The sequence below is a fragment of the Erwinia sp. genome (assembly GCF_049696395.1).
GTDB lineage: Bacteria > Pseudomonadota > Gammaproteobacteria > Enterobacterales > Enterobacteriaceae > Erwinia.
Map to the genome: position 1 here is coordinate 1 of NZ_JBAVTT010000124.1, position 12,073 is coordinate 12,073.

Annotated in this window: 14 protein-coding genes; 7 read left to right on the forward strand and 7 right to left on the reverse strand. The window is 52.1% G+C overall.

The window, feature by feature from the left end; translation table 11 throughout:
- The 3 genes from WCC56_RS15750 to tyrR form a co-directional block, all read left to right on the forward strand.
- Positions 1-1,088: YcjX family protein (locus WCC56_RS15750; protein ID WP_424693285.1), on the forward strand; the 1,088-nt coding region annotated here is incomplete at its 5' end.
- The gene (locus WCC56_RS15755) at positions 1,085-2,143 is read left to right on the forward strand and encodes a TIGR01620 family protein (protein WP_424693286.1); all 1,059 of its coding nucleotides are present in this window, start codon (positions 1,085-1,087) and stop codon (positions 2,141-2,143) included. The genes WCC56_RS15750 and WCC56_RS15755, both read left to right, overlap by 4 nt.
- A 147-nt stretch (positions 2,144-2,290) precedes the next feature.
- A complete protein-coding gene (tyrR, locus tag WCC56_RS15760) occupies positions 2,291-3,862 on the forward strand; it encodes a transcriptional regulator TyrR (RefSeq protein WP_424693287.1) in 1,572 nt (523 codons plus the stop codon).
- Between the two features lie 82 nt (positions 3,863-3,944).
- Here the strand turns inward: tyrR and tpx are convergent, their stop codons facing one another.
- A complete protein-coding gene (tpx, locus tag WCC56_RS15765) occupies positions 3,945-4,448 on the reverse strand; it encodes a thiol peroxidase (RefSeq protein WP_424693288.1) in 504 nt (167 codons plus the stop codon).
- Between the two features lie 88 nt (positions 4,449-4,536).
- Positions 4,537-5,751 (reverse strand): diguanylate phosphodiesterase, encoded by a 1,215-nt coding sequence (locus WCC56_RS15770; RefSeq protein WP_424693289.1) that lies wholly within the window; start codon positions 5,749-5,751, stop codon positions 4,537-4,539.
- A gap of 351 nt (positions 5,752-6,102) precedes the next feature.
- On the opposite strand from WCC56_RS15770, the gene WCC56_RS15775 reads away from it, so the two are divergent.
- Positions 6,103-6,306, forward strand: coding sequence for a hypothetical protein (locus WCC56_RS15775; RefSeq protein ID WP_424693290.1), 204 nt, complete (start codon positions 6,103-6,105; stop codon positions 6,304-6,306).
- A gap of 64 nt (positions 6,307-6,370) precedes the next feature.
- On the opposite strand, the gene WCC56_RS15780 is transcribed toward WCC56_RS15775, so the two are convergent.
- The 4 genes from WCC56_RS15780 to WCC56_RS15795 all read right to left on the reverse strand — a co-directional run bounded on the left by WCC56_RS15780 (position 6,371) and on the right by WCC56_RS15795 (position 7,850).
- Positions 6,371-6,619 (reverse strand): biofilm/acid-resistance regulator YmgB/AriR, encoded by a 249-nt coding sequence (locus WCC56_RS15780; protein ID WP_424693291.1) that lies wholly within the window; start codon positions 6,617-6,619, stop codon positions 6,371-6,373.
- A gap of 55 nt (positions 6,620-6,674) precedes the next feature.
- Complete coding sequence (locus tag WCC56_RS15785; RefSeq protein ID WP_424693292.1) at positions 6,675-6,968, reverse strand: hypothetical protein; 294 nt, start codon at positions 6,966-6,968, stop codon at positions 6,675-6,677.
- A 36-nt stretch (positions 6,969-7,004) separates the two neighbouring features.
- Complete coding sequence (gene ycgZ / locus WCC56_RS15790) at positions 7,005-7,250, reverse strand: regulatory protein YcgZ (RefSeq protein WP_424693293.1); 246 nt, start codon at positions 7,248-7,250, stop codon at positions 7,005-7,007.
- Positions 7,251-7,541: 291 nt separating this feature from the next.
- Entirely contained in the window at positions 7,542-7,850 is a 309-nt protein-coding gene (locus WCC56_RS15795; RefSeq protein ID WP_424693294.1) for a hypothetical protein, read from the reverse strand.
- 166 nt (positions 7,851-8,016) lie between these two features.
- On the opposite strand from WCC56_RS15795, the gene ycjG reads away from it, so the two are divergent.
- The gene (gene ycjG / locus WCC56_RS15800) at positions 8,017-8,982 is read left to right on the forward strand and encodes an L-Ala-D/L-Glu epimerase (protein WP_424693295.1); all 966 of its coding nucleotides are present in this window, start codon (positions 8,017-8,019) and stop codon (positions 8,980-8,982) included.
- On the opposite strand, the gene mpaA is transcribed toward ycjG, so the two are convergent.
- Entirely contained in the window at positions 8,979-9,686 is a 708-nt protein-coding gene (gene mpaA, locus WCC56_RS15805) for a murein tripeptide amidase MpaA (protein ID WP_424693296.1), read from the reverse strand. The genes ycjG and mpaA overlap by 4 nt on opposite strands.
- Before the next feature lie 183 nt (positions 9,687-9,869).
- On the opposite strand from mpaA, the gene WCC56_RS15810 reads away from it, so the two are divergent.
- Together WCC56_RS15810 and WCC56_RS15815 are read left to right on the forward strand one after the other, a co-directional pair.
- Positions 9,870-11,486 carry a peptide ABC transporter substrate-binding protein gene (locus WCC56_RS15810; protein ID WP_424693297.1) on the forward strand — a complete coding sequence of 539 codons (1,617 nt, stop codon included), beginning with the start codon at positions 9,870-9,872 and terminating at the stop codon, positions 11,484-11,486.
- Positions 11,487-11,647: 161 nt separating this feature from the next.
- Positions 11,648-11,977 carry a hypothetical protein gene (locus tag WCC56_RS15815; protein WP_424693298.1) on the forward strand — a complete coding sequence of 110 codons (330 nt, stop codon included), beginning with the start codon at positions 11,648-11,650 and terminating at the stop codon, positions 11,975-11,977.
- Positions 11,978-12,073: the final 96 nt, after the last annotated feature.

The following is a 12,073-nucleotide window of genomic DNA, read 5'->3' on the forward strand; positions in this document are numbered from 1 at the left end:
AAATGCGCCTGGCGCTTCGCTATCGCTCAAGGGAATCTTTGCTGCGGCATTTTAAAGACACCTCAACCCTGTTTCTGGAAATTGTCGATTATCCCGGCGAATGGCTGCTGGATTTGCCGATGCTGGCACAGGATTATCTTGGCTGGTCCCGCCAGATGACCGGGCTGCTGCAGGGCGATCGCGCCAGCTGGTCGGAACGCTGGAAAACGCTGTGCGAAGGGCTGGATCCTCTGGCTCCTGCGGATGAAAACAGGCTGGGCGAAATCGCTGCGGCCTGGACAGATTATTTGCTGAAGTGTAAGCAGGAGGGCCTGCATTTTATTCAGCCTGGCCGTTTCGTGCTGCCTGGTGATATGGCGGGCGCGCCTGCGCTGCAATTCTTCCCCTGGCCGCAGGTAGACGAGAGTAATGAAACACGGCTGGCGCAGGCCGATGCCAATACCAACATTGGCATGCTGCGCGCCCGTTTTAACTATTACTGTCAGCATGTCGTAAAAGGTTTTTATAAAAACTACTTCCTGAAATTCGATCGCCAGATTGTGTTGGTCGACTGTCTGCAACCTTTAAACAGTGGCCCGCAGGCTTTCAACGATATGCGGCTGGCGCTGACACAGCTAATGCAGAGCTTTTCCTACGGACAGCGTACGCTGTTTCGTCGGTTGTTCTCGCCGGTGATCGATAAGCTGCTGTTTGCCGCCACAAAATCCGATCACGTTACGGCCGATCAGCACGCTAACCTGGTGTCTCTGCTTCAGCAGCTGGTTCAGGATGCGTGGCAGAATGCCGCCTTTGAAGGCATCACCATGGATTGTCTGGGTCTGGCCTCGGTTCAGGCAACCCAAAGTGGCTTAGTGGATCATCAGGGCGAGAAGATCCCTGCGTTACGGGGCCACCGTCTGGCGGATAACGAAGCGCTTACCGTTTATCCAGGTGAAGTGCCGCCACGCCTGCCGGGCAATGCTTTCTGGCAGCAACAGGGATTCCATTTTGAACAGTTCCGGCCACAGGATTTGGATGTGGATCGTCCACTGCCGCACATCAGGATGGATGCGGCACTGGAGTTTTTACTGGGAGATAAACTGCGATGACTACGCCGATTAAACCGCGAATTGATTTTGCTAAACCGCTCGACGCCGAAACGGTGCCGAATTTGAAAGCGGCTCAGGCTTTTGAACAACAGAACGCGGTCTTCGTGCCGGAAGATCCAGATCTTGAGCCCGTAGAAGAGGGCGAAGGTGAACGCGTAGTTGAAGCCGCGCTCAGACCAAAACGCAGTCTCTGGCGCAAGATGGTGAAAGCTGGTCTCGCAGTGATGGGGATAAGCGTGGTCGCTCAGGGCGTACAGTGGGCGCACACTGCCTGGATCCAGCAGGACTGGATAGCCATGGGCGGCTGTGTAGCCGGTGGTTTGATTGTGTTTGCCGGGGCCGGTTCGCTGATTGCCGAATGGCGTCGCCTGTATCGCCTGCGCGAGCGTGCAGAGGAAAGGGATGTGGCGCGTGAATTACTGACCAGCCACGGGATGGGTAAAGGGCGTGAGTTCTGTGAAAAGCTGGCCAGACAGGCTGGCCTGGATCAGGGGCATCCGGCACTTCAGCGCTGGCATGCCTCGCTGCATGAAACCCATAACGATCGGGAAATTGTCGGTCTGTATGCCCAGTTAGTTCAGCCAGTACTGGATCGTCAGGCAAGACGTGAAATTGGCCGCAGCTCAGCGGAATCGACTTTAATGATTGCGGTCAGCCCGCTGGCGCTGGTGGATATGGCGTTTATTGCCTGGCGTAATCTGCGACTGGTCAACCGTATCGCTGCCATTTACGGCATCGAGCTGGGGTACTTCAGCCGCATTCGTCTGTTCCGTCTTGTCTTACTGAACATCGCTTTTGCCGGTGCTTCAGAGCTGGTCCGGGAAGTCGGAATGGACTGGATGTCGCAGGATCTGGCTGCGCGCTTTTCTGCTCGTGCGGCACAGGGGATTGGTGCCGGGCTGTTGACGGCAAGGTTAGGGATCAAGACCATGGAATTGTGCCGTCCGCTGCCATGGATTGAAGGCGATAAACCCCGGTTGGGTGATTTCCGCCGCGATTTGATTGTGCAGTTGAAAGAAACCCTACAAAAAGGGCCAGTAACCGCCGAAAAATAGCCGAAAGTTTACGCGCCAGCCCTGACTATTGCTGGGTTGGTGCGCATTCAGCACGGTCCCTGTCAACTTTTCCTTCCAGACCACTTCTGGCGCTCCCGCCGATACAGTATCATCACTCAAAGCCCGAATAATGGAAGGTTGCCCCTCATGCGTCTGGAAGTATTTTGCCAGGACCGACTTGGTCTTACCCGCGAACTGCTCGATCTCCTTGTAGAGCGAAACATCGATTTGCGTGGAATTGAAATTGCCTCAATCGGGCGCATCTACCTGAACTTCAGCCCGGTTGAGTTCGACCAGTTCAGCCAGCTGATGGCCGAAATTCGCCGCATTCCCAGCGTAACCGACGTCAGAACGGTCAATTTCCTGCCTTCAGAGCGGGAACATCGTGCCCTCAGCGCATTGCTGGTGGCACTGCCGGAACCCGTTTTTTCTATCGATATGAAAAGCAAAGTGGAGCTGGCTAACCCGGCGGCACAAGGGCTGTTTTCACTTAACGAAGAGAAAATGCGTAACTTTGGTGCCGGTGCTTTGATTACCGGATTCAATTTTCAGCGCTGGCTGGAGAGCGAGCGTATCGAACCTCAGGCTCACCATGTGGTGATCCAGGGGCGCGATTTCCTGATGGAAATCACCCCGATTTACGCGGCCGGCGATCACGATCAGTCCGTCAATCCAGTCGGTGCGGTAGTGATGTTGAAATCCACCGCCAGAATGGGTCAGCAATTGCAAAATCTGGCCGTGAATGATGACAGCGAATTTGATCACATTGTGGCCGTCACGCCGAAAATGCGTCAGGTTGTCGATCAGGCTCGCAAGCTGGCGATGCTTGATGCTCCGCTCCTGATTGTGGGAGATACCGGAACCGGCAAAGATATGCTGGCCCGCGCCTGTCATCTGCGCAGTGCGCGCGGCAAAAAGCCGTTCCTGGCGCTGAACTGCGCTTCATTGCCGGACGATGTGGCAGAAAGCGAACTGTTTGGTCACGCTGCGGGCGCTTATCCTAACGCGCTGGAAGGCAAGAAAGGGTTCTTCGAGCAGGCCAGTGGCGGCTCGGTTTTGCTGGATGAAATTGGTGAAATGACGCCACGGATGCAGACAAAATTGCTGCGCTTCCTTAATGATGGCACTTTCCGTCGTGTGGGTGAAGAACATGAAGTGCATGTTGATGTGCGGGTCATTTGTGCCACACAGAAGAACCTGACTGAGATGGTGCAGCGCGGAGAATTCCGTGAAGATTTATTCTACCGTCTGAACGTTCTGACCCTTAACTTACCGCCGTTACGCGACCGTCCTCAGGATATCCTGCCGCTGACTGAACTGTTCGTGGCCCGTTTTGCGGATGAGCAGGGCGTGGCAAGGCCAAAACTCTCGCCTCAGCTGAATGCGTTCCTGAGCCGTTACACCTGGCCTGGCAACGTGCGTCAGCTAAAAAATGCTCTGTACCGCGCACTAACCCAGCTGGAAGGTAATGAGTTACGTCCGCAGGACATCATCTTGCCAGAGTTCGCTATGGATATGCCGTTAGGAGAGGAAGTGATGGAAGGGTCACTGGATGAGATCACCAGCCGTTTTGAGCGTTCCATCTTAACCCGGCTTTATCTTTCTTATCCGAGCACGCGCAAGCTGGCTAAACGACTTGGCGTCTCACACACCGCCATTGCCAATAAACTGCGTGAATACGGTCTGAGTCAAAAGAAAGTCGATTCTGAAAACAAATAAAAAAAGGGCGGAATCACCTCCGCCCTTTAGTTTGACCTGCCGGGCAGGAAATAACCGTTTCCCACTCAGCGAATGTTGCGGCTTACTTTAATGCAGCAAGGGCAGCGTCATAGTCTGGTTCAGTGGTGATTTCGTTCACTAACTGGCTGTAAATCACCTTGTCTTGCTCATCCAGAATCACCACTGCGCGAGCAGCCAGGCCTTTTAACGGACCATCCGCAATCGCCACACCGTAATCCTGTTTAAAATCACTGCCACGCAAGGTGGAGAGAGTCACCACATTGCTTAAGCCTTCAGAACCGCAGAAGCGGGACTGGGCAAAAGGTAAGTCAGCAGAAATACAAAGCACCACCGTGTTGCTCACTTCACCAGCTAACTGGTTGAACTTGCGCACGGAAGTGGCACAGACACCGGTATCAACGCTTGGGAAGATGTTAAGCACTTTACGCTTTCCGGCATACTGAGTCAGCGACACTTCGGAAAGGTCTTTCGCAACCAGTGTAAAAGGCTTAGCGGCCTCACCCTGAGCGGGGATCTGACCTGCAACGGCAACCGGGTTGCCCTGAAAATGAACTGTCTGAGACATAATTTTTCCTTATAAGCGCAGTAAACCCAGCACTGAGTGTATGCCATGCTGGCGATCGTACCCAGAAAATTCCGTAACAAACACCGTATCAGAGATCGGGCTCAATGAATTCAGGCCAGGCAATGGCTGGGATGGCTTCAAGTTTTGGGCGAGCAAACAGGAAGCCCTGGTAAAGGCTGATCCCGGCAGACTCCAGCCACATCCACTCTTCAGGCTTCTCGACACCTTCAGCAATCACCGTGATATTCAGCGATTCACAGCACTTAATGATGGCCTGCACAATCGCCTGCTTTGGCCCGCTTTCATGCACATCTGCAAGAATATAACGGTCGATTTTCACTTTATCAGGCTGGAATCTCGCCAGAAGCAACAGGCCTGCGGAGCCGGCGCCGAAGTCATCAATCGCCAGGCTGAAACCTGCCGCCTTGAGCTGCTTAATCACCCGTGAGAACTCATCAGGACGTGAAATAACCTCGTTTTCTGTCACCTCAATCACAATCTGTTCTGGCACAAAACCATTGGCACTGCTTTCCTGAAGCAGAAAGTTAACCGCATCAGGCACCATCACCAGCGACATGGGCAGCAGATTGACGGACAGAGTGCCCTGAATACCCATGTTTTTTGCCAGCTCAAATGCGACTTTTTTTGATCTTAAATCAAACTCGTACATTTCGTTAGTGGGTAATCGGGCGAAATACTCGATCGGGTTAACGCCTTCAGCATTTCGCATCAATGCTTCAACAGAGACAATCTTGCGTGATAATGGATCGATAATCGGCTGGAAGGCAAAACTGTATTCCTGGTCCGGGAGAGAGCGTTCATTCGCCTCCGGTTCTTCCTCGCTGACGAATTCCCAGAGATTGCCTTGGGGGATCTCGAAATACTCTTCATTTTCCCTCGCCTCTACAAAGCCGCGAAGAAACTGCAAGGCCCGGTCGTCATAAGTCAGCTGGTACTTTGACGTCCCTTTATCCATAACGGCCTGAAGGACGGTTTCCCGATCGTGCTGACGCAAATCAAACAGCTCCATCCCCGCATTACCAAAACGGCGGGAAGGGGCGTAATCGCGCATCATTTCAACCAGATTATGATGACGTTTGTCACGACAAATACGGTCATAAAGGGCGTGCACGGCCGCTTCCGGGCCTTCAAGCAACTGGAAAAAATGGGTGCCGTTAAACAGCAGTATCCCGGTAACCTCATGTGCTGCGTTATTTTTATTGGCTTTTAACAGGAGCTTCTCCAGTGCTTTGACCGGAACATCATCACAAATGTGGCTGCGATAGAGGAGAGTTGACAGCATCAGGGATTCCATAAATTTGCTTATATATCTGCGGGATGTGGACTGTCACTGTCTGACAGCGGTTCCAGTATAGAGTATTTTTATTCGGAAGCGAATGTCGTTCAAATTTTGACTGTTGAAGAGCTGATGGCTGGAGAGGACTTCGTGGGTGATAGAATATATTCCGAACAATCAATTAACTATAATTAACATTTTACCAGCAGAGGGCGGAATTAATATTCAGCATTTCTGTAGATCGTCTATAATGAGAGAAGCAGGTTTAGGAAGTATCTGTTTCTGCTTATTCCGGGTTCTTTTAAGACCGGTCAGATGATAAAGTATGGTGTTGGTCCAGATTGATACGGAGGAGATGTGCAGGGCATAGAGAAAGATTATCCTTCAGAAATTTATGCGGTGATTGGAAAAGCGGTGTCTGCATTGCTTGAGGCTGGCGAGCCTCTTGATAAGAAGGCGGTGTTAATCATGCTGCAGGCCCACAGTACGGAAACTAACGATAAGCATCTCCTCTCTCTCTACCAACAGGCTTTCCGCTATCTGCTGCAAAGTTTTCATTAAATCTCAACTTTTAAGCCATTAATTGCCAGCCTGGATAGCCCCAAGCTAGCAATTCTGCGCTGTTTTAAGCGTCGTCTGGCGTGCGCCCTACAACCACTTCCAGTGCCTGACGGTAGATATCCAGTTGAACAACATCTGAAGTCGTTTCCAGTTTCTCTATAAGCTTCAGGATAATGGCCTTGTTATTTACATGCTGTCCTTTAGCGGCGATCTCTCTGATCACCATGCCGATTACGGCAGTTTCCTGCGCCAGGACGTCCCCTTCAGCTTGAAAATACTTGAGGATCTCGGACTCTGTGGTTCGCTGTTGCATGTGTTAGACCTTGTAAGTAGAAAAAAACTGGCTCACTGCCAGAGTAAAATAAAAATCAATGTTTTTTGGTGCCGTCAGGTGGCCCTTCGTGGTTAAAAAGGTGCCGTTTGTGGTCACGATCCCGAACGTCATGACTGGTGACCGAAATGTCGGCCGAAGTATAGTTTCTGACTTCGTTTATCGCCAGTCGGTAAGCGCGTTGTCGTAACACATGGGTTTCCGTTACGGACAATAGCTTAAGCTGTTTGATAAGAGCGGCATTACTGATAGCCGCTTCTTCTTTGAGCAAGACCAACACCGCCTCGCCCAGGAGAATATCGATCAGTTTTTCTTCTTCGTTTCTATCCATACCAACTTCTCTGAATCAGTGAGAATGCGTTAAAACTCAGTCTCCGCGGCCGAATAGCAGACCAATCAGTTCGTGGTAGTGTTGCTCCTGCTGAGGGCCTGAAGCCAGCTCCAGTCTTCTAAGCAGTTTAGAACAAATAGATTTACGGTTAAGATTTTTGCCTGAACGCAAAATTTCTACCACTATCTGGCCCAATGTTTCCTGTTGGGAAGGCAACACGGCCTCATTGAAATAACGACTGATGTCATTTTCAGTCTTAGGATTTGATCCACCCTGATGCATGTCACTGCCCCCTCAGTCGTAAAGTTCAAGTCGTGTCCACGATTTCGGCGTTAAAGTTATACATCTAATCCAAACATGTACAGTAATTCCGGGTTGACTTGGCGTGCTATCTTTTGCAAAAAGTGCTAGCTATTTTATTTCAATAAGTTACGGGAAGGTTAAATCGGGTGTAACAGGCGTGTTATGACAGTGCAGTACAGCAAAGTCACTGATTTGTCTGCTCAGGAGGGAGTCTTAGAAGAGTTGTACAAGCTGGGGGGACGCAGAGACGCCACCCCCAACCCAAGCGGATTAATTTTCCGCTTCATCAGACTGAGAGGGCCGCAGACGAATATCAGCGCCGCGGGACTCAGGATCGTTGTGGCTGTCAGATGAGGTTAGCCAGCCCTGATGAGGGGAGATGTTCTGGCTGCATTTTTGCTTCAGGAGCCAGTTTCTGGCCTGCCAGATCTGCATTAGCCGCTCGTCATCCTCTTCGTCACCAGCCATTGCCTGAAGTTTTTGCAGTAGTGCTGATGGATTTATCACTTCCCTGCTGAAGATTAGACTCATCGCTGCTTCTCCGAGCATGATGTGGTGTTCCTGATCTTCGTCAGTCATTAACAAAACAAACCTCCCTCACTGTTGTTGAATAATGCTTAACCACTATTATTTTAAAACAGGATCGGTCATTTGTGAAATCGGGTCCCTGATTGCCAAACCTGATCAGTCACGACTATGGTGAGGGGGTCTTGTTCACTTTCTTCCCCATAATAAGGATTTGTCGATGAGAGCAGTAAAGGTGTACCCGGAAGCCTGGCCACTGCACACGCCTTTTGTGATCGCTCGCGGATCACGTAACGAGGCTGGTGTGGTGGTAGTGGAGCTGGAGGAAGAAGGGATTAAAGGGGTAGGTGAATGTACTCCTTACCCTCGCTACGGCGAAACCGAAGCCTCGGTGCTGGCACAAGTCGCCACGCTGTTCACTCAACTGGAACAAGGAATGACCCGTGAGCAACTTCAGCAGGCTCTTCCTGCTGGCGCGGCCCGGAATGCCATTGATTCAGCGCTGTGGGATCTGCAGGCAAGGAAACTGGCGACAGATCTGTGGCATCTGACCGAGACTCGTCAACCTTTGATTGTCGATATGGCGCAAACCGTCAGTATTGATCTGCCTGAAATGATGGCCAGCTCAGCCCTGGCGCTGTGGGAAAACGGGGCCAGACTGCTGAAGATCAAACTGGACAACTCTTTGATCACCGAAAGGCTGGTAGCGATAAGAACCGCCGTGCCGGAGGCTACGCTAATTGTGGATGCAAACGAATCATGGCACAGCGAAGGACTGGCGGCGCGTTGCCAGCTGCTGGCTGACCTCAACGTTGCCATGCTTGAACAACCTCTGCCTGCTGGTGAGGACGCCATGCTGGCTAACTTTATTCATCCGTTGCCGATTTGTGCCGATGAGAGTTGCCACACGCGTGAAAGCCTGGTCGGGTTGAAAGGGCGCTATGAGATGGTCAACATTAAACTCGATAAAACCGGCGGTCTGACTGAGGCACTGGCACTGGCTCAGGAAGCCAAAGCAGCTGGTTTTGAAGTGATGCTGGGGTGCATGCTCTGTACCTCCAGAGCGATCGCAGCGGCGTTACCACTGGTGAATTCGGCACGCTTTATCGATCTGGACGGGCCAACCTGGCTGGCAGTGGATGTGGATCCGGCCTTGCCCTTCAGCTGTGGCCGGATTACGTTTTAGGGCTGCCAGCTGAGTAGATCGACCATCGCCCCCAGATATTTCTCCGTCGATTCGTCGGCGGAGATGGGAGGAAGCTCAGCGGTGATCACCGGCAGGCTCAGGTCTGCACACCAACTGCCAAAAGAACCTGGCGTGGCATAACCCACGCTGGTAACCAGCGGCAGATCCATCTTCTTAGCCAGCCAGTGGCCAAGCTGGCTGGTATCCGGATCTTCAATGCAGGCCAGCGGCTCGTGAAAAGTGACGATCCAGCTCGGTTTCAACGCATGAATCAAATCACATAAAGCCTGAGTTTCAGGTTCAGAGCCTGAGCGCTCGCCAGTGGAAAGCACCACATCGCGCTCATCCGCCTCACTGTTCCAGCGATAAACTGTTTCGCCGGGCTGCCAGTTAGCCGAAGGGAAATTGCGGTTCAAATCCACGCCCCGTGCATTGGCGCGCAGCCCAAGCTGGCAACCGTCGGGATTAACCGCCAGCACGACATGATGACGACGATGAGGCTCCAGCAAGGTGCGCATCGCACAAGACAGCGTGACTACAGCTGCCGTCTCATCACCATGCGTACCCGCCAGTATCAACCCGCTGTCCTCATCAGCCGCGGGAGCAGGGAACCATAACAAGGGCGCGCCCAACACGGAGGCACCATAAACCTTACTGACTGCATCTAGCTTGCCGCGTAACGGGCGCGGATGGATCGGGGACATGGGTATTCACTCCTGAACAGTTTTCTTAAAGCTAGCGTAAACCGGCCGGGAACAAAAGAGCTGTCAGGTCACGGTTTTTCGAACCCATGACCCGTGTAACGAAAAATGCTATTTATCTATCAACGATTTGCGCTAAAGTCCGTTAATCTGCTCGTTTAATTGCCCCCACGCTGAGGTGCTCTGATGAACAATTCATCCCGTTTCACGCTGGCTTTGCTGGCACTGGCTGTGACTGCTTCTGTTTCAGCTGCTGACGTTCCACCCGGAACGGCACTGGCTTCAAGTCAGGAAATTGTCCGTCATATAAAAGATGAGCCAGCCTCGTTAGATCCGGCGAAAGCGGTCGGTTTGCCAGAGATTCAGGTGATCCGCGATCTGTTCGAAGGCCTGACGAATCAGGACGCAAAAGGCAACATCATTCCCGGCGTGGCCACGCAATGGCAGACAACGGATAACAAAACCTGGATTTTTACCCTGCGTAAAGACGCCAAATGGTCGAATGGTGACCCGGTCACGGCGAAGGATTTCGTTTATAGCTGGCGCAGAGTAGTCGACCCTAAAATCGGGTCAACCTTTGCCTGGTTTGCAGAACTGGCCGGGATCCAGAATGCCGGGGCGATCACTAAAGGTGAAATGACCCCGGATAAATTGGGTGTCACCGCGCTGGACGATCACCGCCTTAAAGTGACGCTGGATAAACCCGTGCCGTATTTTGTCAGCCTGACCGCCAACTTCAGCCTTTATCCAGTGCCTGAAAAAGTGATTGAAAAAGCCGGTAAAGAGTGGGTTCAGCCAGGGAATCTGGTCGGCAATGGGGCCTACAAGCTGCAGGATCGTGTGGTCAATGAAAAGCTGGTACTGGTGCGAAACGATAACTACTGGGATAACGCCCACAGCGTGCTGACTAAAGTCACCTTTGTGCCAATCAATGAAGAATCCAGCGCCACCAAACGCTATCGCTCGGATGATATTGATATCACCGAGTCCTTCCCGAAAAATATGTACAGCCTGCTGAAGAAGGAGTTACCGGGCCAGGTCTATACGCCGGATCAGCTGGGGACTTACTATTACGCGTTTAACACGACTAAAGGGCCAACAGCGGATGTGCGGGTTCGTAAGGCCCTGTCATGGAGTATTGACCGCAAGATCATTGCTGAGAAAGTGCTGGGCACCGGCGAGAAACCTGCGTGGCACTTCACGGCTGACGTTACCGCTGGCTTTAAACCTAAACCCGGCTTCCTGCAGCAGCATTCGCAGGCAGAACTGAACGAGCAGGCCAAAGCCCTGCTGGCAGCGGCTGGCTATGGTCCAACGCATCCGCTGGATTTGACCCTGCTGTATAACAGTTCTGAAAATAACCAGAAGGTGGCCATTGCTGTCGCGTCTATGTGGAAGAAGAATCTTGGGGTGACGGTTAAGCTGCAAAACCAGGAGTGGAAAACCTACATCGACAGTCGCAACAGCGGAAACTTCGATGTGATCCGCGCTTCGTGGGTCGGTGATTACAACGAGCCTTCCACCTTCCTGAGCCTGCTGACCTCCACTCACAGTGGAAATATCGCTAAATTCAAAAGCCCGGAATACGATGCGGTGCTGAATAAAGCCAGCCAGGAAAGCAACAGTGAAGCGCGCAACGACGATTACAACCGTGCCGAGCAGATCATTGCGGATCAATCGCCCATTGCGCCAATTTATCAATACACCAATGGACGTTTGATCAAGCCCTGGGTCAAAGGCTATCCCATCACCAATCCTGAAGATGTTGCCTACAGCCGGACTCTGTACATCATCAAGCACTAAGTGAATCGACGGCTGGAGCAGGGGGGAATGACGTTACCGCTCCAGCCGGTCGATTGTGTAATAAGCCAGCAAATGAGCCAATTGTTCATCGCATCGGATGAGATGTTGATCGCGGATACTGTTCCGGTCAACGTTGTTCTTCAACCCGGGTCAGGTACTTTATGCTCAAGTCAGTTTGCTTATTCACTGCGTCTTTGTTGCTCTCAGGCTGCGCCTTAAAACAGTATCCTTCCTCTCCACCCGTCAGTAATGTTCAGGCTACTACGCTCGACTGCTCGGGCGTGGAGTCAGAAATTGCCACGCAAAAGCAAACTCAGGCGACCATCGATAAAACCGGCGAGTTCGACAGCCTGACCGTGCTGGGCGTTATAGGTGATTTTGGTATCGGTAACGGCGTTGCAAAAGGCCTTGCACAGAAGCACGCTGACGAACGCATGACCCAACTAAAAGCGCTGGAACACACTAAATGCCAGGGCTTGTCACAAGGCTGAAGATTCAAAACGTTGTCACTGTTTTCAACGCACCAACCCAGGCATCCTGAGTTTCCTTCACCCCGCCGGGGCGATGCCAGTATTGCACTGAGGGTT

Coding starts and splice junctions, on each gene's coding strand:
- WCC56_RS15815 (WP_424693298.1), top strand. CDS start 11,648: ATGCTCAAGTCAGTTTGCTTATTCACTGCGTCTTTGTTGCTCTCAGGC.
- WCC56_RS15795 (WP_424693294.1), bottom strand. CDS start 7,850: ATGACTGACGAAGATCAGGAACACCACATCATGCTCGGAGAAGCAGCG.
- WCC56_RS15770 (WP_424693289.1), bottom strand. CDS start 5,751: ATGCTGTCAACTCTCCTCTATCGCAGCCACATTTGTGATGATGTTCCG.
- WCC56_RS15780 (WP_424693291.1), bottom strand. CDS start 6,619: ATGCAACAGCGAACCACAGAGTCCGAGATCCTCAAGTATTTTCAAGCT.
- tyrR (WP_424693287.1), top strand. CDS start 2,291: ATGCGTCTGGAAGTATTTTGCCAGGACCGACTTGGTCTTACCCGCGAA.
- WCC56_RS15785 (WP_424693292.1), bottom strand. CDS start 6,968: ATGGATAGAAACGAAGAAGAAAAACTGATCGATATTCTCCTGGGCGAG.
- ycgZ (WP_424693293.1), bottom strand. CDS start 7,250: ATGCATCAGGGTGGATCAAATCCTAAGACTGAAAATGACATCAGTCGT.
- WCC56_RS15755 (WP_424693286.1), top strand. CDS start 1,085: ATGACTACGCCGATTAAACCGCGAATTGATTTTGCTAAACCGCTCGAC.
- mpaA (WP_424693296.1), bottom strand. CDS start 9,686: ATGTCCCCGATCCATCCGCGCCCGTTACGCGGCAAGCTAGATGCAGTC.
- WCC56_RS15810 (WP_424693297.1), top strand. CDS start 9,870: ATGAACAATTCATCCCGTTTCACGCTGGCTTTGCTGGCACTGGCTGTG.
- tpx (WP_424693288.1), bottom strand. CDS start 4,448: ATGTCTCAGACAGTTCATTTTCAGGGCAACCCGGTTGCCGTTGCAGGT.
- ycjG (WP_424693295.1), top strand. CDS start 8,017: ATGAGAGCAGTAAAGGTGTACCCGGAAGCCTGGCCACTGCACACGCCT.